General features: G+C 44.7%; 17 protein-coding genes and 1 pseudogene. 16 read left to right on the top strand and 2 right to left on the bottom strand.

Annotated features, from left to right (window positions below):
- Complete coding sequence (locus tag SporoP8_RS11805; protein WP_085132680.1) at positions 1-582, top strand: cob(I)yrinic acid a,c-diamide adenosyltransferase; 582 nt, start codon at positions 1-3, stop codon at positions 580-582.
- Between the two features lie 369 nt (positions 583-951).
- Here the strand turns inward: SporoP8_RS11805 and SporoP8_RS11810 are convergent, their stop codons facing one another.
- On the bottom strand, positions 952-2151 hold the full coding sequence (locus SporoP8_RS11810; RefSeq protein WP_085132681.1) for an iron-containing alcohol dehydrogenase: 1200 nt from the start codon (positions 2149-2151) through the stop codon (positions 952-954).
- Between the two features lie 418 nt (positions 2152-2569).
- Here SporoP8_RS11810 and SporoP8_RS11815 point away from each other — a divergent pair.
- From SporoP8_RS11815 to SporoP8_RS11855, 9 genes and pseudogenes are all read left to right on the top strand, one after another.
- A pseudogene (locus SporoP8_RS11815) lies at positions 2570-4829 on the top strand ((Fe-S)-binding protein).
- Between the two features lie 158 nt (positions 4830-4987).
- Positions 4988-6178 carry an acetyl-CoA C-acetyltransferase gene (locus tag SporoP8_RS11820; protein ID WP_085132682.1) on the top strand — a complete coding sequence of 397 codons (1191 nt, stop codon included), beginning with the start codon at positions 4988-4990 and terminating at the stop codon, positions 6176-6178.
- 15 nt (positions 6179-6193) lie between these two features.
- Positions 6194-7045 (top strand): 3-hydroxybutyryl-CoA dehydrogenase, encoded by an 852-nt coding sequence (locus SporoP8_RS11825; RefSeq protein WP_085132683.1) that lies wholly within the window; start codon positions 6194-6196, stop codon positions 7043-7045.
- A gap of 32 nt (positions 7046-7077) precedes the next feature.
- Positions 7078-8214 carry an acyl-CoA dehydrogenase gene (locus SporoP8_RS11830; protein WP_085132684.1) on the top strand — a complete coding sequence of 379 codons (1137 nt, stop codon included), beginning with the start codon at positions 7078-7080 and terminating at the stop codon, positions 8212-8214.
- A 329-nt stretch (positions 8215-8543) separates the two neighbouring features.
- On the top strand, positions 8544-9683 hold the full coding sequence (locus SporoP8_RS11835; RefSeq protein WP_085132685.1) for an acyl-CoA dehydrogenase: 1140 nt from the start codon (positions 8544-8546) through the stop codon (positions 9681-9683).
- A gap of 16 nt (positions 9684-9699) precedes the next feature.
- A complete protein-coding gene (locus tag SporoP8_RS11840) occupies positions 9700-10317 on the top strand; it encodes a TetR/AcrR family transcriptional regulator (protein WP_085132686.1) in 618 nt (205 codons plus the stop codon).
- Positions 10318-10385: 68 nt separating this feature from the next.
- On the top strand, positions 10386-13643 hold the full coding sequence (icmF, locus tag SporoP8_RS11845) for a fused isobutyryl-CoA mutase/GTPase IcmF (RefSeq protein ID WP_085132687.1): 3258 nt from the start codon (positions 10386-10388) through the stop codon (positions 13641-13643).
- A 940-nt stretch (positions 13644-14583) separates the two neighbouring features.
- Positions 14584-15150 (top strand): DNA-directed RNA polymerase subunit delta, encoded by a 567-nt coding sequence (gene rpoE, locus SporoP8_RS11850; RefSeq protein ID WP_085132688.1) that lies wholly within the window; start codon positions 14584-14586, stop codon positions 15148-15150.
- A 169-nt stretch (positions 15151-15319) separates the two neighbouring features.
- Positions 15320-16921, top strand: coding sequence for a CTP synthase (locus tag SporoP8_RS11855; protein WP_085132689.1), 1602 nt, complete (start codon positions 15320-15322; stop codon positions 16919-16921).
- A gap of 568 nt (positions 16922-17489) precedes the next feature.
- Here SporoP8_RS11855 and SporoP8_RS11860 read toward each other — a convergent pair.
- Complete coding sequence (locus tag SporoP8_RS11860) at positions 17490-18017, bottom strand: DUF2529 family protein (RefSeq protein WP_085132690.1); 528 nt, start codon at positions 18015-18017, stop codon at positions 17490-17492.
- 232 nt (positions 18018-18249) lie between these two features.
- Here SporoP8_RS11860 and SporoP8_RS11865 point away from each other — a divergent pair, with 232 nt between their 5' ends.
- The 6 genes from SporoP8_RS11865 (at position 18250) to rho (ending at position 24159) form a co-directional block, all read left to right on the top strand.
- Entirely contained in the window at positions 18250-18618 is a 369-nt protein-coding gene (locus SporoP8_RS11865; protein ID WP_085132691.1) for a response regulator, read from the top strand.
- 97 nt (positions 18619-18715) lie between these two features.
- The gene (locus SporoP8_RS11870; protein ID WP_085132692.1) at positions 18716-19573 is read left to right on the top strand and encodes a class II fructose-bisphosphate aldolase; all 858 of its coding nucleotides are present in this window, start codon (positions 18716-18718) and stop codon (positions 19571-19573) included.
- A 96-nt stretch (positions 19574-19669) separates the two neighbouring features.
- Positions 19670-20317, top strand: a complete 648-nt coding sequence (gene fsa, locus SporoP8_RS11875; protein WP_085132693.1) for a fructose-6-phosphate aldolase — start codon at positions 19670-19672, stop codon at positions 20315-20317.
- A 20-nt stretch (positions 20318-20337) separates the two neighbouring features.
- On the top strand, positions 20338-21615 hold the full coding sequence (locus SporoP8_RS11880; RefSeq protein ID WP_085132694.1) for a UDP-N-acetylglucosamine 1-carboxyvinyltransferase: 1278 nt from the start codon (positions 20338-20340) through the stop codon (positions 21613-21615).
- Positions 21616-21752: 137 nt separating this feature from the next.
- Entirely contained in the window at positions 21753-22718 is a 966-nt protein-coding gene (glpX, locus tag SporoP8_RS11885) for a class II fructose-bisphosphatase (RefSeq protein ID WP_085132695.1), read from the top strand.
- A 160-nt stretch (positions 22719-22878) separates the two neighbouring features.
- Entirely contained in the window at positions 22879-24159 is a 1281-nt protein-coding gene (gene rho / locus SporoP8_RS11890) for a transcription termination factor Rho (protein WP_085132696.1), read from the top strand.
- The last annotated feature ends 278 nt before the right edge of the window (positions 24160-24437 follow it).

Consider the following 24437-nt stretch of genomic DNA (forward strand, 5'->3'; position numbering starts at 1 on the left):
ATGAAAATCTACACAAAGACTGGCGATAAAGGTACGACAAGTTTAATTGGTGGACGCGTTGCAAAAGACGATTTGCGTGTCGAAGCATATGGCACGATCGATGAACTAAATTCATTCATCGGTAAAGCAATGACGGAACTAGACGGGGAGAAGTTTGCGGATATCCTGACTGATCTTGAAACGATCCAAAATGAATTATTCGACGGTGGTGGAGACTTAGCAAACGTCATGAAAGAGCGTCATTACAAGCTCGACGAAGAACCTATCACCGTTCTCGAAAACCGAATCGATAAGCTAATGGAAGAAGCGCCCGAACTAGAACGCTTCATCCTCCCTGGCGGCTCACCAGCGGCTGCGACATTACACATCGCGCGCACGGTCACACGCCGCGCAGAACGGGTGACCGTCACATTGATGAACGCGGCAGACGACGTATCACCCGTCGTGGGGCGCTATTTGAACCGTCTATCAGATTACCTATTCGTGGCGGCACGCATCGTGAACGCTCGACTCGGCATTTCAGACAATGAATATGTCCGTAGCGCAAAAGTATTCCGCACGAATGTGAAAAAGGATAAGTGATTATACGTAAACAGGGACCTCTGATAATTCCAGAGTCCCTGTTTTTTTGTGGCGCGCTCAATCAGTCGGGGTATCCGCTCAATCCGTTCCGGTATCCGCTCAATGTTGGTGTCTAAGCGCTCAATGTCGATGCAAAACCGCTCTATCAATCCCCGCATCCGCTCAATGTCGACGCCTAAGCGCTCTATCCGCCCCGTCATCCGCTCAATGTCGACGCCAAAGCGCTCAATCCGTCCCGGTCTCCGCTCAATGTCAACGCCTAAGCGCTCAATCCGTCCCGTCATCCGCTCAATGTCAACGCAAAACCGCTCAATCCGTCCCCGCATCCGCTCAATCACAACGCCAAACCGCTCAATCCACACAATCACTTCAAACCCGAATCACATCATACAGTTCCATAAACTCTTTCTTACGCAAAATCTTCGGCACAGGATACAACGGGTTCGCTTCCGCTGAGGCGCGTTTAACCATTAGTGGAATATCTTCTACCATAATCCCATCCATTCGCTCCGGAATATTCATCGCATGATTCAACGCTCGAATGGCCTCAATGAACTTCTCAGCTTTCATTCGCTTCGTATCCGAATGATTTGTAACGCCAATTAAATCAGCCAACTCGGAAAGGGGAGTGTATACAGTTTTGCCGTAATACTCAAGTACGTGTGGCAAAATAATCGCATTTGCTAATCCGTGTGGTACGTTGTAAAATCCGCTGAGCGTGTGTGCAATTGCATGGATATTGCCGACATATGCTCGAGTAAATGCTTTACCGGCCAAATAAGAAGCTCGTTGCATATTCGTTCGCGCGGTCAAATTATCTCCATTGCGATAGGCTTCGTATAAATTCGTGAACACGAGTTGTACTACTGCCCGGCTATCATTCCACGTGTCTTTCGTATTACTGTTGCCAATATATGCTTCGACTGCATGAGTTAAGGCGTCCATTCCGGTAGCTGCGGTAATCGCTGGCGGCAACTTCATCGTCAACAATGGATCGAGTACAGCATAATGAGGGATCAGTGACGTGTCATTGATCGCATACTTCTCATGCGTCTCACTATTTGTCACTACCGCAGCGAGAGTCGCTTCACTTCCGCTTCCCGCTGTCGTAGGTACCGTGAACAACGTGGGGATTCGCTTGCGCACGTGGAATAAGCCTTTCAATTCGGGAATTTGTTTCTCGGGCCTCGCAATTCTTGCACCTACTGCTTTTGCACAATCAATCGGAGAACCTCCACCGAACGCAATTAATGCTTGACATTCATTCGCTACGTACAAACCTCGTGCTTCTTCAATGTTGACTATTGTAGGATTTGCGACAGTTTGGTCATATACCAAGTATTTGATACCGAGTGAATCGAGACCGAGTAGCATGACGTCTAGTAAGCCGGATTTGGCGATGTTGCGATCTGTAATAATGAAAACATTATCCAGTCCAAGACTTTTCACTTTCCCCGCAAGGCCTTCCACACTACCAGGTCCAACTAGTAACTCAGGCTCTCGCCAAGGTAAAAAGTTCATTCCCACTTTGAGCCCTCTTTGAAATAATCGTGCATACACTCGCTTCATAACAAAACCCCTTTCTATTGTTAGCAACACATTATGAAAACGTTAGCATGAAGTGGTTAAATTTGCTATATTGAGTTACAATGAAAAAAGAATATTCCTATTAGTTTGATAGTAATGTTATACTAGTTGTATAGAGCATAGATTTTCTCTAATTTGGAAAATCTAGCCCCTAGGTAAATTTGTAAATTAAAGTAATGTAGAACAAAGCCTATAAGGGCGGGCTTAGATGATAGAATAATGTTAATAAATAAAAAAGTGCTTGACAAAAAGACCTTTCAACCATAGTGAGAAAATAAAAAATAAACTTGTAAAAACAGTTGACTGAATGATCATTCATTATTACACTATACATAGAATATAATTGAAAGCGGTTTCTCAAAGGGAATCTCAAGTAGAAGAAATGGAAGGGGAATAAGAGATGAATATATTACTCATCGCAAACTGGATATTATTTGTAGCAGTCGTCGTATACGGCTTTGGTCTATTCCTATACTTATTAAAAACTCGCTACGAATTCATCCGACTGGGGAGAAAAGAAGAGTTCGACAATGACGTCAAAGCGCGTCTGAAGAAAATTTGGGTATACGTATTCGGACAAAAGAAACTACTGAAAGATAAAAAGAGTGGGGCCATTCACGTCATGTTCTTCTATGGTTTCCTACTCGTACAATTCGGGGCAATTGATCTGATCTGGAAAGGATTAAAGCCGGGATCACATCTGCCACTCGGCCCATTGTATCCGGCATTTACATTCTTCCAGGAAATCGTCGTATTCGTTATCCTAGTAGCGGTCGTATGGGCGTTCTATCGTCGTTATATGGAGAAACTAGTGCGTCTGAAACGCGGCTGGAAATCGGGTCTAGTTCTGATATTTATTGGACTACTTATGATTTCTACACTTGTTGCTAACGGCGCGAATATGATTTGGCATAATGAAGGCACTACATGGACAGAGCCAATGGCATCGATCATCGCAACAGTATTTAGCGGTGTTCCGACAAGCGTGGCCGTAGCGATATTCTTTGTCGGCTGGTGGGTACACTTACTGACATTGCTGACGTTCCTAGTGTATGTACCACAATCTAAGCACGCACACTTGATCGCAGGTCCAGCAAACGTGTATTTCCACCGCTTAGATCATGCGGGACGTTTGAAGCCAATCGATTTTGAAGCACTTGAAGAAATTGAAGACGAGGACGAAATGCCGCCACTTGGTGTTGGCAAGATCACGGATTTCACACAAGCGCAAATGATCGACTTCTATGCATGTGTAGAATGTGGACGCTGTACGAATATGTGTCCGGCAACGGGTACAGGTAAAATGCTGTCACCGATGGACTTGATCACCAAGCTCCGCGACCACCTAACAAACACCGGTGCAGTCATGACGAAACAACAACCGTGGGTACCTCAACTAATGTTTAAAAACTCACAAGGAAATCAATTGGCACTCGCTGCTACGGCAGATGGAATGACAATTGATGAACTATATAGTCCTTCATTTCGGCGACGTCATTACAGAAGAAGAGATTTGGGCATGTACGACGTGCCGTAACTGTGAAGACCAGTGTCCGGTAATGAATGAACACGTAGATAAGATTATCGATCTTCGCCGTTATCTGGTGATGACGGAAGGAAAGATGGATGCGGATGCACAGCGCGCGATGACAAACATTGAACGCCAAGGTAATCCATGGGGACTTAACCGTAAAGAGAAAGAAAACTGGAGAGACGCACGTCCAGACTTGCACATCCCGACGGTGAAGGAAGCGAAGAAAGCAGGAGAAGACTTCGAATACTTACTATGGGTTGGTTCTATGGGTGCGTTTGATAACCGCTCACAGAAAATCGCTCTATCTTTCGCACATTTATTGAATGAAGCAGGGGTAAGCTTTGCGATTCTCGGTAACAAAGAGAAGAACTCCGGAGACACACCACGTCGTCTCGGAAATGAATTCTTATTCCAAGAGCTCGCAACAGCGAATATCGCGGAATTCGAAAAAGCGAACGTATCGAAAATTGTGACGATCGATCCGCACGCTTACAATATCTTCAAAAATGAATATCCAGATTTCGGTCTGCAAGTAATCGTTAAACACCATACTGAGTTGCTTCATGAACTGGTCATGGCAGGCAAGCTAGTACCGAAATATGCAATCGATGAAGTCATCACATTCCACGACTCTTGTTACTTAGGTCGCTATAACGACGTCTATGATCAGCCGAGAGAAATTCTTAAAGCGATTCCAGGCGTTCAGTTAGTAGAAATGGAACGTAGCCGTGAAGAAGGTATGTGTTGTGGAGCAGGTGGCGGTATGATGTGGATGGAAGAAGATACAGGCCAGCGCGTCAACGTAGCTCGTACTGAGCAAGCGCTTGAAGTTAGCCCAGGAATCATTTCATCTGGCTGTCCGTATTGTTTGACCATGTTGTCTGACGGAACGAAAGCGGTTGAAGTCGAAGAACAAGTCGGCACATACGATATTGCTGAACTATTGGAACGGTCGATCTTTGGAGAATTCCAAACAATCACTGAGCCTGAAGAAGAAGTGGTAGAAGAAATAGTAGTTGTGGAAGAAGTAGTAGAATCGAAGGAATTGATTTCGGAGCCTGAGTTAGCTGTAACGGTTGAAACAGGGGATGAAACATCGAAAATCGGCGATGGAAAAAGGAATTAAAATTATTGCGAATATCGTGTCAATACCGTACAATTAAGTTATCTAAAACGCTAACAATTGAATGAGCTAAACAATAAGAGGGGCTATGCACCCTCTTATTTAGTAGTCATGTATCGAGCGAGCGTTCAGTCAGCATATAAACTAGGGGGAATGGGAAAATGAGAACAGTTATTTTACAAGGTGCTAGAACACCATTTGGAAAATTAAGCGGTGCATTGCAATCACAAACAGCAAGCGATCTAGGGGGCATTGCGATCAAAGAAGCATTGGCCCGTGCTGGCGTACAAGGCGATCAAGTGGATGAAGTGATTATGGGGACTGTTTTACAAGCAGGGCAAGGGCAGATTCCTTCACGTCAAGCAGCTGTCAAAGGTGGCATTCCATATGGCGTCAAAACGGAAACGATCAATAAAGTATGCGCTTCCGGAATGCGCAGTATCACACTTGCTGACCAGCTAATTCGTCTTGGTGATGAGACAACAATTGTCGCAGGCGGTATGGAATCGATGACCAATGCACCCTATTATGCAAATGTCCGTTCAGGTTTGAAAATGGGCGATAGCACATTGGTAGATGGCATGATTTATGATGGATTGACGTGTTCATTCTCCGAAGGCAATGTTCACATGGGCACATACGGAAACAGGACAGCAAACGACTTCTCAGTAAGCCGTGAAACGCAGGACAAATGGTCATTACGTAGTCATGAACGCGCACTGGAAGCGATGGAAAAAGGAGTGTTCGCAGAGGAGATCGTTGGAGTTAGCATTCCTCAACGTAAAGGTGATCCAATCGTTGTGACAGAAGATGAAGGCCCACGTAGAGGCAGTTCACTTGAAGCATTGGCGAAACTACGCCCAGCGTTCGGTAAAGACGGTAGTGTCACAGCTGGAAACGCACCCGGCATTAACGACGGTGCATGTGCTGTAGTGTTAATGAATGAAGACGAAGCGAAAAAGCAAGGCAAAGAACCGCTTGCTATTATTCTTGGTCACGCGGAAGTAGCCATCGAACCGGAACGTTTCCCAGAAACACCAGGTCACGTCATTAAGGCATTACTTGAGAAAACAGGGAAAACAGCAGACGACATTGATTTATACGAAATCAATGAAGCATTCGCAGTCGTTGCGCTCGCAAGCTCACAAATTGCTGGACTGGACGAAGAAAAAGTGAACGTCAATGGTGGCGCAGTCGCACTAGGTCACCCAATCGGTGCAAGCGGAGCGCGTGTTGTACTTACATTGGCGAATGAACTAAAACGTCGCGGTGGTGGAATCGGTATCGCAGCAATCTGTTCAGGTGGCGGCCAAGGCGATGCGATCATGATTGAAGTACCCAAAACTAACTGACCGGGGGCATTCCAGATGACAATTGAAAAAGTATTTGTAATTGGCGCAGGACAAATGGGCGGAGGAATTGCTCAAGTCTGCGCACAGGCGGGCTATCAAGTAACTCTTCATGATCTCAATGAAGAAGCATATGACCGAGGTTTTAAAGTCATCACGAAAAACTTAACGCGCAACGTGGAAAAAGGCCGTATGACTGAGGAAGAGAAAGAAGCCGTCCTCGGTCGTTTCACAAAATCACTAGATATGCAAAATGCGAAAGATGCCGACATCGTCATCGAAGCGGCAGTTGAAAATATGGCAATCAAAACAAAGATCTTCGCAGAGCTAGATGAGATCACACCGGAACATACTATTTTAGCGACGAACACATCTTCATTGCCCATCACGGAAATCGGTGCGGCTACAAAACGTCCAGGAAAAGTAATTGGTATGCACTTCATGAATCCAGTACCAGTCATGCAGCTTGTCGAAGTCATCCGCGGACTTGCAACAGATGATGATGTCTACGAAGCAGTTGAAGAGATGACGAAAAAGCTCAACAAAACACCTGTTGAAGTAAACGATGCACCCGGCTTTGTCGCAAACCGTGTGTTGATGCCGATGATCAACGAAGCGATCTTCACATTATACGAAGGTGTCGCAACGAAAGAAGCGATTGACGATGTTATGAAAATGGGGATGAATCATCCGATGGGGCCACTGCAACTGGCAGATTTCATTGGACTCGACACATGCCTCTACATTATGGAAACATTGTATGAAGGATTCGGCGACTCGAAATATCGTCCATGCCCATTGTTACGTAAATACGTCAAAGCAGGTTGGCACGGCAAAAAAACAGGGCGCGGTTTCTATTCATACGAATAAATGAATTAAGTTGAAAGCAAGAGGTGAAAAGGATGGACTTTACATTAACAGAAGAACAACTAATGATGCGCCAAATGGTTCGTGATTTCGCAAAAAACGAGATCGAACCTTGGATTCCACGGATGGAAGATGGGGAATTTCCACGTGAACTACTAGAAAAAATGGGTGAGCTCGGATTGATGGGAATTACAGCACCTGAACAGTATGGAGGTTCAGAAATGGACTTCTTGTCATATATCATCGCAATTCACGAACTATCAAAAGTCAGCGCCGTCATGGGAGTCGTGTTGTCTGTTCATACTTCTGTTGGAATGAATCCGATCCTCTACTTTGGTACGGAAGAACAAAAGAATCGCTACTTGCCAAAAATGGCATCCGGTGAATACTTGGGTGCATTTTGCCTGACAGAAGCATCGTCCGGATCAGACGCAGGTTCATTGAAAACGAAAGCGAAGCGAGTTGACGACCATTACATAATCAATGGCTCGAAAATGTTCATCACAAACGGTGGGGAAGCGGACGTCTACATCGTCTTTGCTAACACCGCTCCTGAAAAAGGAACGTATGGCATCACCGCATTCATTGTTGACCGGGATACACCGGGATTATCTATAGGCAAAGATGAAAAGAAAATGGGTCTACACGGCTCGCGAACCGTCGCGCTTAGCTTCGACAATATGAAAGTACCTGTGGAAAATAGACTGGGTGAAGAAGAAGGCGGCTTCAAAATCGCCATGGCCAATCTTGACATCGGTCGAATCGGTATCGCCGCTCAAGCGTTAGGCATAGCAGAAGCCTCACTAGAAGCTGCCGTTGCCTATGCAAAAGAACGCGAGCAATTCGGCAAACCCATCGCAGCCAATCAAGGCATAGGCTTCAAACTAGCCGACATGGCCACCGCAACAGAAGCGGCTCGACTACTAGTCTACCGCGCAGCTTGGCTACGTTCAGAGGGTAAACCATGCGGCAAAGAAGCGTCCATGGCCAAACTATTTGCATCCCAAGCCTCCGTAGATAACTCCATAGAAGCCGTCCAAGTATTCGGCGGCTATGGCTACACGAAGGATTATCCAGTAGAACGTTACTTCCGCGACGCGAAAGTATGCCAAATCTACGAAGGCACAAGCGAAATTCAAAAAGTAGTCATCGCCAAACATCTAACAAACTAACGTTAGAAGCGCTTAGGGGAGCGCATAGTGCGGTGATCCACAACAACTTACTAATATAATGAACTTAGTTTGCTTCAACAAGTTATAAGTAGGGATTGGAGCGGAAGACAGGGCGACTCCGGGAGGATCAGCCCGATCAGATGAGACAACTAGAGGAGCAAGAGCGAAGCGTTATGAGCACATCTTTGCACTAGCGACTAGTTAGCTCACCGCGGGCCTCCCGGAAAAGCGTCCCCTTCTGTAGCTCCAATCCCCAAACCACAAACTAACATCAAGCGTTACTATTTCCAATGAAACTTTCATTAATCAAACAAAAGGGTGGGAGAACAATGGACTTTAAATTATCAGAAGAACACGAAATGATTAGAAAAATGGTACGGGACTTTGCACAAAAAGAAGTAGCACCAACTGCAGCACAACGAGACGAAGACGAAACTTTCGACATGGACATCTTCCACAAGATGGCCGAACTTGGACTTACAGGCATTCCATGGCCGGAAGAATACGGCGGCATCGGTAGCGACTACCTAGCCTACGTCATTGCAGTAGAAGAACTATCTCGTGTTTGCGCATCTACAGGTGTCGTCTTGTCTGCACACACGTCTCTAGCAGGATGGCCACTATTCAAATACGGTAACGAAGAACAGAAACAAAAATACTTACGTCCACTTGCGGAAGGTACGAAGATGGGGGCATACTGCCTGACAGAAGCAGGTTCAGGATCAGACGCAGGCGGCATGAAAACTACAGCGAAGCTTGACGGTGATGACTACGTGCTAAATGGCTCGAAAATCTTCATTACAAATGGCGGGATTGCTGACACATATATCGTTTTTGCTGTAACTGATCCGGAATCCAAACATAAAGGAACAAGCGCATTCATTGTAGAAAGCACTTTTGAAGGATTCTCTGTAGGTAAGAAAGAAAAGAAAATGGGAATACGTTCTTCGCCGACAACAGAAGTCGTATTAGATAACTGTCGCGTGCCAAAAGAAAACCTTCTTGGAGAAGAAGGGGACGGATTCATTATCGCAATGAAAACGCTCGATGGCGGACGTAATGGAATTGCTGCTCAAGCAGTGGGTATTGCACAAGGCGCACTTGACGCTGCTGTCGATTACTCGAAAGAACGTACACAATTCGGCAAGCCGATCGTGGCCAACCAAGGCATTAGTTTTAAATTAGCAGATATGGCGACAGCGATAGAAGCATCTCGTCTGTTGACATACCAGGCTGCATGGCTCGAAACTAACGACTTGCCATACGGTAAAGCGTCTGCCATGGCGAAACTAATGGCTGGTGACACAGCAATGAAAGTCACAACAGAAGCCGTTCAAGTATTCGGTGGCTACGGTTATACAAAAGATTATCCAGTGGAGCGCTATATGCGTGACGCAAAAATCACGCAAATTTATGAAGGTACTCAAGAAATTCAACGTCTCGTCATTTCTCGTATGCTGACGAAATAACAGGAGGTCTAATGCAATGCCGAAACATGAAGTGAAATCTACCGTCAAAGATGAAGAACTTATTCAGAAGCGACGCGCACAAATTAGTCGGGGCGCTGTGAAATTATTTATCGACAAAGGATTTCACCGAACGACTACACGTGAAATTGCCAAAGAAGCGGGCTTCAGTATTGGCACATTATACGAGTATATTCGGACAAAAGAAGATGTTCTGTATCTTGTCTGTGACAATATTTATAATGAAGTCAATGTTCGTTTATCTGAGCTCGATAATAATGACAACACGGTAGAAGGGCTACGTGTGGCGATTGCACGGTATTACGAAGTCATCGATCAAATGTCGGATGAGTTTCTCGTCATGTACCAAGAGTCGAAATCGTTACCGAGCGAAGCGCTTCGGTATGTACTTACTAAAGAACTAGAAATGGTCGAGCAATTTGAGACGATCATACGGAAGTGCATGGAAGCTGGGAATCTACGCATCGGACCGGATGAAGTATCATTGATCGCGCATCATATCCTCGTTTCGGGCCAAATGTGGTCATTCAGAAGATGGGCACTGCGCAGAGAATATACTTTACAACGCTACATTGAGATACAAACTGATCAAATTATCAAAGGTTTAGAGAAATAAATAACTTGCGGACTCTGCCATGAAGATATTCGTGGCGGTGGTCAGCATGTACGGAAGGTGGAAGGCAAATGGTAACTGAGGAAATCTATAAACCGAAACACCATATTCGTTTCGTGACGGCATCTAGTTTATTCGACGGGCATGATGCATCGATCAACATCATGCGCAGAATATTACAGGCAACCGGAGCGGAAGTTATTCATCTCGGACATAATCGATCTGTTGAGGAAGTTGTAAACGCTGCCATTCAAGAAGATGTACAAGGAATCGCTATGTCTTCCTACCAAGGCGGTCATGTGGAGTATTTCAAATACATGCATGACTTGTTGAAGGAAAGAGGCGCTTCCCATATTAAAATATTCGGCGGTGGTGGAGGAGTCATCATCCCGAAAGAAATCAAAGAGTTGCATGAATACGGTATCGAATGGATCTTTTCACCGGAAGACGGTCGGAAACTAGGTCTACAAGGTATGATCAATAAAATCATGGAACTATCGGATTTCTCCACGACTCCCGAAAGCGAAGAGGCTAACCTGGAACAACTGACAGCAGAAACGCCAGGTATCCTAGCGAATTTAATCACGTACGTAGAAGAAAACCATTTGAACAAAGATGAAGCGACGAAGCAATTACTCGATCGCGCACGCGCCATGTCTAAACAAACGCCAGTACTAGGGATCACAGGTACGGGTGGAGCAGGTAAAAGTTCCTTGACAGATGAATTAATTCGTCGTTTCTTGCGTGAGTTCCCTGACAAAAGAGTGGCGATCCTTTCTGTAGATCCAACGAAGCAAAAAACGGGCGGTGCTTTACTTGGCGACCGGATTCGTATGAATGCAATCTTTAATAACCGTGTCTACATGCGTAGTCTGGCAACACGTGGATCACGTTCAGAGTTAACAACGGCTATCCATGACGTCCTTGATATCACAAAAGCGGCTGGCTATGACTTGATAATTGTAGAGACGAGCGGAATTGGGCAAGGAGATGCACGCATTACGGATGTATCCGACGTTTCGATGTACGTGATGACGAGTGAATTTGGTGCGCCGACACAGTTAGAAAAAATCGATATGATCGATTTCGCTGACTTAATTGTTATCAATAAATTTGAGCGAAAAGGTTCGGAAGATGCATTGATTCAAGTACGCAAACAATATCAACGTAGCCATTTGCTATTTGATCATGATCTTGACACGATGCCTGTATATGGCACGATTGCAAGTCAGTTTAACGATAAAGGCACCAACACACTTTTTGCAGCGCTTGTTGAAAAACTCAACAATGCAACGGATTCTGATTGGACGACAAGTTACACAGACTTCGTGACGAATCAAAAGCAAACCGTCATTATTCCGCCTGACCGTAGCCACTACTTGCGTGAAATCGCCTCAACAATCCGTAACTACCATGCGAAATCCAAACAGCAAGCAGAGCTGGCACGTCGCGTATTCCAACTTGAAGGTGCGATGGAAGCGGTGAAAGAAGCAGATTCCAATGAAGCGTTACTAGATTCATTGAATAGCTTGAAAGAAGGCGTCGAAGAGCAATTAACAAGCGAATCGAAGCGTGCTTTAAAAAACTGGGGGCCTTTGAAAGAGTCTTATGAGCAGGATGAATATGTCGTGAAAATACGCGACAAAGAAATCCGTACGACGCTTAATACTGTGAGTCTATCTGGCTTGAAGGTGCCGAAAGTAGTGTTGCCACAATACAAAGATTATGGTGAAATTCTACGCTTTGTATACAGTGAGAACGTTCCTGGTTCATTCCCGTACACTGGAGGCGTCTTTCCATTCAAACGTGAAGGCGAAGATCCGCGCCGTCAGTTTGCTGGGGAAGGAACACCTGAACGTACGAATCGTCGTTTCCATTATGTCTCAAAAGACGACGATGCAAAACGTTTATCCACAGCGTTTGACTCTGTAACATTATACGGAGAAGATCCCGATGAGCGTCCTGATATCTACGGAAAAGTTGGCGAATCAGGCGTGAGCATTTGTACACTTGAAGATATGAAAAAGCTCTATGACGGCTTTGATCTTTGTTCGCCTATGACGTCTGTTTCCATGACAATCAATGGACCGGCGCCAATTATTTTAGCAATGTTCATGAACGCCGCAATCGATCAGCAAGTACGTAAAAAAGAAGAAGAACTTGGACGGACACTTACTGTCGCAGAGTTCACTGAAGTACGTGAAATGACATTCCAAACAGTTCGTGGAACAGTACAAGCGGATATTTTGAAAGAAGACCAAGGGCAAAATACATGTATCTTCTCTACAGAATTTGCATTGCGTCTAATGGGCGATATCCAACAATATTTCATCGATAAAAAAGTTCGTAATTACTATTCTGTATCGATTTCGGGCTATCATATCGCAGAAGCAGGTTCGAATCCGATTTCCCAGCTAGCGTTCACACTGGCAAACGGCTTCACATATGTGGAATATTACTTGAGCCGTGGCATGCATATTGACGACTTTGCACCAAACCTGTCGTTCTTCTTCTCGAACGGCCTGGATCCCGAGTATACGGTAATCGGTCGCGTGGCGCGTCGCATTTGGGCGATTACGATGCGTGACAAATACGGAGCGAATGAACGCAGTCAAAAGTTGAAATACCATATTCAAACATCTGGCCGTAGTTTGCATGCTCAAGAAATTGATTTCAACGACATTCGCACCACGTTACAAGCATTGATGGCGTTGCAAGATAACTGTAACTCGCTCCACACGAATGCATACGACGAAGCCATTACGACACCGACAGAAGAATCTGTTCGCCGTGCGATGGCAATTCAGATGATCATCATGAAAGAACACGGCTTGTCGAAAAACGAAAATCCGCTTCAAGGGGCTTACATTATCGAAGAAATGACAAGTCTCGTGGAAGAAGCGGTATTACAAGAATTCGATCGACTGAACGACCGTGGCGGTGTACTTGGCTCTATGGAGACACAGTACCAGCGCGGCAAGATTCAGGAAGAGTCGATGTATTATGAAATGAAAAAACACTCAGGGGAGTTACCGATCATCGGCGTCAATACGTACTTGAATCCGAATCCGCCATCTGAGGAAGATATCGATAATATGGAGTTGGCCCGTGCGACACAACAAGAAAAAGAGTCCCAAATTACCAACTTGCGCGCTTTCCAAGCCCAGCATGCTGACGAAGCAGACCAAGCGCTTGCTGATCTTCAGGAAGTGGCGATTACAGGAGGCAATGTATTCGCTGAGTTGATGAAGACTGTGCGAGTAGCCAGCCTTGGACAAATTACTAACGCACTTTATGAAGTAGGCGGGCAGTACCGCCGTAATATGTAACGCATCTCAAGAGGGGATGTCACAGAAGCCATCACTTCTGGCGGCATCCTTTTTTTTATATGGGATTAAAGTCAAAGTCAGAGTGTAGGTGCATGGGCTAAGTGCATGGGATTGCAACTCCAGCTGGGGACGCGTTCCGGAGGGCGTGGCTTAAGCCAAGTGAACAGCGAAGGGTTCGCTTTGCCGTATTTCTGTGTGCTTTGCAGAAATTAAGGCATCTGTCCGGGGTCTCAAGGCACACGCTGATCCTCCCGGAGTCGCCCCAGCTTCCGTTTCAATCCTTACGAAGGGAGTGGGAGGACACAGAACACTAACTAGATATGGAATGTGAAATACTTTTGTTTTTGGTCTTATTTAAGGTCAAGTGCAGAATAGATTTTGAAACTGGTTATAGTGGGTGGAAATTAGTAGCAGAGACTCTCATTGCAAGGGATTGGCGCGTAGGAGGGGCTCACCGCGGACGCTCAGGAAAGCGTCCCCTCCGAAGCGCAAATCCCTTACTGAACACTAATTCCAGCCACTTTATTTTATGTATCCTATGAAACCCAACGCGTTGTATAAAATTCATTCCTCGTCAAAGTGGATAATTTAGTAAGTTAGTCAGTATAATAAGAACAACAAACAAAAGGGACGTGCTGAATGTGAGATGGTACTATCATGCAATTATAATAGCTCTTTTAACTACACTTACACTCATCTTCTACAGCAGCGGACTCGGCGTAATCCCTTTTACCTTTACGGCGGTCTACCTGGGGTATTTGACCATTACGGAGTATAGAAATATAAAGAGAAGTAAAAGAATGTAGCATATTGGTAGAAATAACGTATATAATGTACACTATGCTTATATGCTACAGGACAAAAAACGTCGATCGACCAAATCATTAACTGACTTGGTCGGTTCAGCGTGTGATTGATAGAAGAAAGGACGTGCCATACATTGAATATCCATGACATGACAAAAGAAGAACTTTTGGAAGAATCGTTAATCAACATTACGCACCAAGTACTGACAGAGCGACGTGAATCCCTTACGTTGGCGGAATTGATGGAAGAGTTCCGTAAACTTACAGGTATAACCGAGAAGGAATTGAAAGCGAAAATGCTTCAATTTTATACAGACCTAAACATCGATGGTAGATTCCTTGCGATCCAAGACAACCGTTGGGGCTTACGCGAATGGTATCCAGTGGATCAGATCGAAGAAGAAACTGCACCTGTCGTAAAAGTGCGAAAGAAGAAAAAGAAGAAAAAAGATTATGACGAAGATGATATCGAAGATGAAGATGATGACGAAGAAGAAATCTTCGATGAGGAATACGTTGAACTTGGCGAAGAAGATGACGCAGACGACGAAGAAGAGGAAGAAGAGGAAGTAGTCGAAATCGATGAAGATTTAATCGATCCTGACGACGACCTGGAAGTTATTCCTGAAGTAGAACTCGATATCGATGAAGAAGATGAAGATGAAGAGGAAGAAGAAGAAGAGTACGAGGAAGAGAAATAATTTCTTGACTTTTAGTGCCCAAAAATATAAGATTTGGATGGGCTCCTGAAAAGGACACATAAATTCGTGTATACGCGCTCCTAATTGTAGTTACGCTACAAACGGGGCGCTTTTTTGATTGTATATCGACCCTAATAGCTTGGAAAAAGAATAAATGGAGGCACTACACATGACAAAATATATTTTCATTACAGGCGGCGTCGTCTCTTCTTTAGGTAAAGGTATTAACGCGGCATCACTCGGACGTTTACTCAAGAATCGCGGTTTGAAAGTAACGAACCAAAAATTCGATCCATATATCAATATTGATCCACGCATGATGAGCCCGTACCAGCACGGGGAAGTTTTCGTAACAGAAGACGGTGCGGAAACGGATCTGGATATCGGTCACTACGAGCGTTTTATCGACATCGAATGTAACCGTTACTCCAACGTAACGATGGGGAAAGTGTATGATCTAGTATTGCGCAAAGAACGCGCTGGCGAATACAACGGAGCAACAGTTCAAGTAATCCCTCATATTACCAATGAAATTAAAGAATTGATCAAACGTGCGGGCCAAACATTGAACGCGGATGTTGTGATTACGGAAATTGGGGGAAGCGTAGGGGATATCGAATCATTGCCATACCTTGAAGCTATTCGCCAATTGAAAACGGACCTTGCGAAAGATGACGTCATGTACATTCATAACACGCTCATTCCATATTTGCATGCAGCTGGGGAAATGAAAACGAAGCCGACACAGCATAGTGTGAAGGAATTGCGTAGTCTTGGAATTCAGCCGAATATGATCGTTGTGCGAAGCGAATATCCAGTACCGCAAGAAATGAAAGACAAGATTGCATTATTCTGTAATATCAAGCCAGAAGAAGTGATCGAAGCACTTGATGCGGAAACTCTATATGAAGTACCTCTTCGTTTGCATGAGCAAAACATGGATCAGCTAGTCGTCGATTACTTGGGTCTTGAAACACCACAGCCTGAACTTTCGGAAGTGGAAGACTTAGTGAGATTGGTTAAGTCACTAAAAGAAAAAGTAACAATCGGTTTAGTTGGGAAGTATGTAGAATTACAAGATGCATACATTTCAGCAGTAGAAGCGATGCGTCACGCTGGATACGCGTTCGATGCAGACATCGATATTAAGTGGATCAACTCGGCAGATCTGACTTCTGAAAACGTTGCGGAACTTCTTGGTGACGTAGATGGTATTCTGGTACCAGGTGGCTTCGGAGATCGTGCAATCGATGGTAAAATTGAAGCGATCACGTATGCACGTGAACAGAAGATTCCATTCTTTGGTATCAGTTTAGGTCTGCAGTTAGCAGCTACTGAAATCGCACGTAACGTCATCGGTCTGAAAACAGCTCATTCACTTGAGTTCGACACAGAGACGGAGCACCAGATTACGACATTCCATCCGGATTGCCGTACAGCACGCGAAGCAGACAGTACATTGCGCTTAGGTGCTTATCCATGTAAAGTAGCCGAAAACACGAAGGCTTCTGCTGCATATGGCGAAGAGTTAGTGTACGAGCGTCATCGCCACCGTTATGAAATGAACTTGGCATACCGCGCGCAATTGGAAGAGGCAGGGTTCATCGTTTCTGGAATTAGTCCGGACGGTCGCTTGATCGAAATTATGGAGATGAAAGATCATCCATACTTCGTCGCTTGCCAGTTCCACCCAGAATTTGCTTCCCGTCCAAATCGTCCATCACCACTGATCCGCGATTTTATCCGCGCGGCGCTTGAGCATAAAAACTAAAAAAAATGCCCACAGAAGATTTTCTTCTGTGGGCATTTTTGACTTTATATATGACTAGAGATAAGAAAGTGGAGTGAGTGCATGGGATTTCCGCTCCAGATGGGGGACGCGTTCAGGAGGGCGCGGCCCAAGCCAAGTGAACAGCGAAGGGTTCGCTTTGCCGTATTTCTGTGTACTTTGCAGAAATTAAGGCATCTGTCTGGGGTCTTGAACTCGCGCTGATCCTCCCAGAGTCGCCCCCATCTTCCGCTACAATCCTACTTTTGTAGTGGATGGATGTAGACGACTTACTGGAAGTAGTATGCAAATATTCTTTAGCTCTAAACTTAGTTCAGTTCAAGTTCAAATAAAAGTCCAACAGAAAAAGTAATTACAATCGGAACTTCAATGGACCCTGATAAGTATCACCCATTCACATTGCAAGGGATTGGAGCGAGAGCCGTAACGAAGGACGGCTTTTGCGAGTAAAAGCGCAGCGGAGGGGTGTGGTTCACCGCCCACCCATAAGACACGCGTCCCCTCCGTAGCGCAAATCCCCACCCTAACACCACTGCCAGCCTATCCCAGATTAAAGCCCGTCTTCTTCATCCGCCAACATATCATCAATCGAAAGCTTCACCGCCTCATACACAAACAACGCAGCAAGTGCATGGGGTTGTACGATTCTTTCGCCCGTAGGACCCGGAATCAATCCTTTTTTCAAACCTGTCGAAATATACGTGTAGGCAAGAGAAGCGAGTTCATTATCGTCATCATCCTTATCGGCAGCCAACACAGCAAACGGGATGAATTGATCTGCAAGCTTCCGTGCTAGCTCAAGCGCCTCGGGGTGATCTGTCTTTCGCACAAGTAACCATACGCGATCCGCCGTCGTCAGCTCTAACTCTTTTGTATAGCGAATAGCTCCATCTAACGGTTCGACACCATCTAGTGCAGTTGCAGTAACAGCCGCCAATTCATCAAAAGCTGCCAAGATGATTCGTCCTTCGCCTACTACCGCTTGCGCCAATAAACGAGCAGTTTCTTCCATTGACTCTTCTTGTCCTTCTGCTATTCTTTCCAGTAGACCCCTAATTTGTGTAGTCAATATTTTCATGAAAATCCCTCCAAAAGCTCAGTATAAGTGAGAAAAGAAAGAAGTGCAAAATAGTTGACGAAAAATAGAGGAGTTTTTAGAAATTTCTTGAATAGTAAGACATATACAAATAGAAGCATTAGTGAATTTCTATAAATCGGGAATCACTATATACTTATAATAATAATAGGATTAAACCGATGGAGTTAGATCAAATATGTAAAATAAGGTGATCGGGATGGGGGAAATTTGGATGAAGCATTTATTAATTGTGGATGACCAACCAGGGATTCGATTATTACTGGAGGAAATCTTCAAACCAACAGGAATAATGACAGCGCTTGCATCGAATGGAAAAGAAGCGTTAGAAATAGTTCAGAAACAAAATCCAGATTGTATTTTACTTGATATGAAGATGCCCGGTATGAATGGGGTCGAAGTACTACGAGAAATCCGAACCCTCTCACCTGACGCAATTGTCATGATGATGACGGCGTACAGTGAAATTGAATTACTAGAAGATGCCAACAAACTGGGTATTGATCAGCACTTTACCAAGCCGTTTGATATATTCGAAGTGCGTGATAGTGTCTTAAAAAGGTTGGAATCACTAGACGGCTGATAGTAGTAATCAGCGTATGAATTTGATATGCTAGTGGATAGAAATTAATATAATAAAAACACATAAAATTCGTGGGAAACTCAAGGAGGAATTTAATATGCCGCTGGTCTCGATGAAGGAAATGATGATTCAAGGTAAAGAGCAAGGATATGCAATCGGTCAATTTAACCTGAATAACCTGGAATATACGCAAGCGATCTTACAAGCAGCTGAAGAAGAGAAATCACCTGTTATTTTAGGTGTATCAGAAGGCGCTGCACGTTATATGGGCGGATTCAAAACAGTCGTTATGATGGTCAAAGGATTAATGGAAGACTACGGGACGACTGTGCCGGTAGCGATTCATTTGGATCATGGTTCTAGCTTTGAGAAGTGTAAAGAAGCGATCGAAGCAGGTTTCACTTCTGTTATGATTGATGCATCTTCTAAATCACTTGAAGAAAACATTGAAATCACGAAAAAAGTGGTAGATTTCGCGAAGCAACATAATGTATCGGTAGAAGCTGAACTTGGCGTAGTAGGCGGTCAAGAAGACGACGTGATTGCAGACGGCGTTATTTATGCAGATCCAGCTGAATGTAAAGAGCTTGTAGAAAAGACAGGTATAGATTGTCTGGCACCTGCACTTGGTTCTGTACATGGACCGTATAAAGGTGAACCGAATCTTGGGTTTGAAGAGATGGAAGAAATTTCACAACAAGGAGATATTCCACTTGTGTTGCACGGAGGTACAGGTATTCCGACGAAGGATATCCAACGTGCCATTTCACTTGGTACGTCTAAAATCAACGTCAACACAGAAAATCAAATTCAAGGAACACAAGTTGTGCGCGACGTCTTAAACGAAGATTCCGAAGTCTATGATCCACGTAAGTACCTTGGACCAATGCGCGAAGCGATTAAAGCTACAGTAATCGGCAAAATGCGTGAGTTTGGTAGTTCAAAGCAAGCGTAATTACAGAATTTCGATAGAACAAAGGAGGAGCGCAATATGTCTCCTTCTTTTGCTTTTTAGCTAAATAAATAGCCAACAACTAGGAGGACAACACACGTGAAATTTTTTATAGATACAGCCAATTTTGAGGAAATTAAAGAAGCGCATAGCTGGGGGATCATCTCTGGTGTCACGACCAACCCATCGCTTGTTGCGAAAGAAAATATTTCATTCCATGACCGCTTGAAAGAAATTACAGCACTCGTACCGGGTTCTGTCAGTGCGGAAGTAATCGCTCTAGATGCAGAAGGTATGATTGAAGAAGGGCGCAAACTTGCGGCACTTGCAGAGAACATCACGGTGAAATTACCGATGACACCTGAAGGGTTGAAAGCTTGTTCTGTATTTGCAGCAGAGGGTATCAAAACGAACGTTACTCTCGTTTTCAGTGCCAATCAAGCCTTGCTTGCAGCTCGCGCAGGTGCGACATACGTTTCACCGTTCATCGGACGTTTAGACGACATTGGCCAAAATGGCGTAGAATTAATCGAAACGATCTCGGATATCTTTACGATTCACGACTTAGATACACAAATTATCGCAGCTTCCATCAGACATCCACAGCATATTACGGCTGCCGCACTGGCAGGAGCGCATATTGCAACAACTCCATTCAACGTACTTCAGAGTCTGTTTGCACATCCATTGACAACTAAAGGAATTGACCAGTTTTTGAAGGACTGGGAAACCAGAACGAATAAGTGATAGAACAAAAGGAGCTTGAAATGGACGTTTATAAAATCAAAGGGGGAAAACGACTGCAAGGAACGATCAGAGTAAGTGGAGCGAAGAACAGCGCAGTGGCACTTATTCCCGCTGCTATTCTAGCTGACTCACCTGTTACAATTGCAGGTCTTCCCGAAATTTCAGATGTCTATACATTGCAGGCGCTCGTCGAAGAAATCGGCGGCAAAGTGGAAATGAAAGATGGCACGATGATTATCGATCCAACTGAAATCATTTCTATGCCATTGCCTAACGGTAACGTCAAAAAACTTCGTGCATCCTACTATATGATGGGAGCGATGCTTGGCAAGTTCAAGCATGCAGTCATCGGATTACCTGGAGGTTGTCATTTAGGGCCACGTCCGATTGATCAACACATAAAAGGCTTTGAAGCACTTGGTGCAAAAGTCGAAAATGAACATGGCGCTATTTATTTGCGTGCAGATGAGTTGTATGGCGCGAAAATTTATTTAGACGTCGTCAGCGTGGGAGCTACGATTAATATTATGCTGGCCGCTGTTAAAGCAAAAGGTAAAACAGTTATTGAAAACGCTGCGAAAGAACCTGAAATTATTGATGTTGCGACTTTGCTTTCCAATATGGGCGCGAATATTAAAGGTGCAGGAACGAACGTTATTCGAATCGAAGGCGTAGAAACCTTGCACGGTACGAAACATACAATCATTCCAGACCGTATTGAAACAGGTACACATATGATAATGGCAGCTGCAATTGGAGATGGCATCACAATCGATAATGTCATTCCGTTGCACGTTGAAGCTGTTACAGCGAAACTTCGTGAAATGGGTGTGAAAGTAGAAGTCGGTGAAGAACAGATTTTCATTCCGAAAACTGAAAAACTTCATGCCGTCGATGTGAAAACTCTCGTCTATCCGGGGTTCCCGACAGACTTGCAGCAACCATTTGGCGTTTTGTCGACACAAGCAGAAGGTTCATCCATTCTGACAGACACGATCTATCCGGCACGTTTTAAACAAATCGATGAGCTTCGTCGAATGAATGCTGACGGTAGAGTAGAAGGTCGATCAGCCATCATAACAGGACCAACAGAATTGCAAGCTGCAACAGTGGAAGCTACAGATTTACGTGCCGGCGCTGCGCTATTGATTGCGGGCTTATTAGCAAGCGGAGAAACAGAAATTCATGAAATTGAACATATTGAACGTGGATATGGCGACATTATTGAGAAGCTGCAAAATCTCGGTGCCGATATCAATAAAGTAAAAGTGCTCACTCCATCTTCAATTTCTGAGTGACGCAAATTGTCAAAACGTGTATAATGGACTCAAACGACACATCCATTACGTAGAAAGTAGCCGATGGATGCGGACGTAGGCAAATGAAAGGTAATACGCAATACGCGCCTTACCGCAAACAGGAGGAACAAAACATTATGGAACGTAGTTTATCAATGGAATTAGTACGTGTAACAGAGGCAGCAGCCGTTGCGGCAGCCCGTTGGATGGGACGCGGTTTAAAGAACGAAGCAGATGACGCGGCAACAGAAGCTATGCGTACGGTATTCGATACAATTCCTATGGAAGGCGTAGTCGTTATTGGTGAAGGTGAAATGGACGAAGCGCCTATGCTGTATATCGGTGAAGAGCTTGGAACAGGCCACGGACCTGCTGTAGATATCGCTGTTGATCCAGTCGAAGGTACGAATATTGTAGCAGCAGGTGGATGGAACGCATTAGCAGTTCTTGCTGTTGCAGATAAAGGCAACTTGCTAAATGCACCGGATATGTACATGGACAAAATCGCAGTAGGACCTGAAGCGGTTGGTAAAATTGACATCGACGCAAGCGTTACAGATAACTTAAAGGCTGTAGCAAAAGCGAAAAATAAATCTGTATCTGACTTAGTAGCATCTGTCTTGAATCGTGAACGCCACGCAGCAATCATCGAAGAAATTCGTGAAGCGGGTGCACGTATTAAATTGATCGAAGATGGCGACGTAGCAGCTGCTATTAACACAGCGTTCGATGATACAGGTGTGGATATTTTATTCGGTAGAGGCGGTGCTCCTGAAGGGGTAATCGCAGCGGTCGGATTGAAATGTCTTGGCGGAGAAATCCAAGGGCGTCTCGTTCCTTCAAATGATGAAGAGAGAGAACGTTGCATCAAAATGGGCATCGACGTAGACAAAGTGCTAATGATGGACGATTTGGTAAAAGGAGACGACTGTATTTTCGCAGCAACTGGTGTAACAGACGGCGAATTGATGGATGGCGTACAGTTTAAAGGTTCGTACTGCCGAACTCAGTCGATCGTTATGCGCTCGAAATCAGGAACTATTCGTTTCGTAGAAGGTCGCCACAGCATGAAGAAAAAACCTCTTCTCGTAATGCAAGACTAACTCCCTCAATACCCGGCGTCACAGCCGGGTTTCTATTTCCTAAAACTATTTAGATCCATAATGTCCGGCTACTGAAGGAAAGGAAGTACACCATGTACTTTCCTTTCTATTTACTATGCCGAATTTCCCATACAATAAATGAAGAGTGGTGTACGCATAGATGACAATGATTACCCTTGCGGACCTTGAGAATATGACGCTTAAAGAGTTATACTCTCTTGCAAAGCAGTTTAAGATTACCAACTATAGCAAACTGACAAAGAAAGAATTGGTCTTCGCTATATTAAAATCCCGCGCCGAACAAGAAGGCTTTTTCTTCATGGAAGGCGTCCTCGAAATTATTCAATCTGAAGGGTACGGATTCCTACGTCCTATTAATTACTCATCCAGTTCAGAAGATATCTACATCTCAGCATCCCAAATCCGTCGCTTCGATCTGCGTAACGGTGACAAAGTAACAGGTAAAGTCCGTCCGCCAAAAGAAAACGAACGTTTCTATGGTTTATTACAAGTGGAAGCGGTCAATGGGCAAAATCCGGAAGTCGCACGCGAACGCGTTCATTTCCCGGCATTGACACCTTTGTATCCGGATCGTCAAATTAATTTGGAAACGTCAAAGAGCAATGTTTCCACACGTATCATGGACCTCGTCTCGCCAGTCGGATTTGGTCAACGTGGATTAATCGTCGCTCCTCCGAAAGCCGGTAAAACGATGTTGCTGAAAGAAATCGCCAACTCGATTACAACAAATCATCCTGACGCGGAACTCATTGTACTACTGATCGACGAACGTCCAGAAGAAGTAACGGACATCGAACGTTCTGTTAAAGCAGATGTAGTCAGTTCCACATTCGATGAAGTACCTCAAAACCACGTTAAAGTGGCTGAACTCGTACTTGAGCGCGCGATGCGTCTCGTCGAAAGTAAACGCGACGTCATTATCTTAATGGACTCCATCACACGGTTGGCACGCGCATTCAACTTGGTCATCCCACCAAGCGGACGCACACTGTCTGGAGGAATCGACCCAGCGGCTTTCCACCGACCAAAGAGATTCTTTGGCGCTGCACGTAACATCGAAGAAGGCGGAAGCTTAACCATCCTTGCCACAGCCCTAGTCGAAACCGGCTCGCGCATGGACGAAGTCATCTACGAAGAATTTAAAGGAACCGGCAACATGGAGCTACACCTAGACCGTAACCTAGCCGAACGCAGAATCTTCCCAGCACTCGATATCCGTCGCTCCGGCACACGAAAAGAAGAACTACTCATTCCGAAAGACAACTTGGAAAAATTGTGGGCCATTAGAAAAACATTTTCAGATTCCCACGACTTCACCGAACGCTTCATGAAAAAATTGAGCCAGTCCGAAAACAACGAAGAATTCTTCAACAAGCTTAACGAAGAAATGAAAGCAAAAAAAGGTAAGGGACTCATCTGATGTACTAAGATTGAAAGTTGATTTTCTGCTCTTAATCCAACATAAAAAAGTAATGTGTGTACTCATAAGGCAAGGTAGCAGCGAAAATTGAGGGACGAGTGGTCTTCCGGAAAGCGTCACCCAGCTGTAGCGGAAACCTAACTCTTTGCCAAGTCCGCTTATCCATTAAATACCCAAATCAAACAGTTGCACAACGTATCGGATTTTGCTATACTAATCAAGTACAGTTTTCTGTACACCGCATATACGGCTGACAAACACGGGTCGTGTACGGCATC

Source organism: Sporosarcina ureae, assembly GCF_002101375.1.
Classification (GTDB): Bacteria; Bacillota; Bacilli; order Bacillales_A; family Planococcaceae; genus Sporosarcina; species Sporosarcina ureae_B.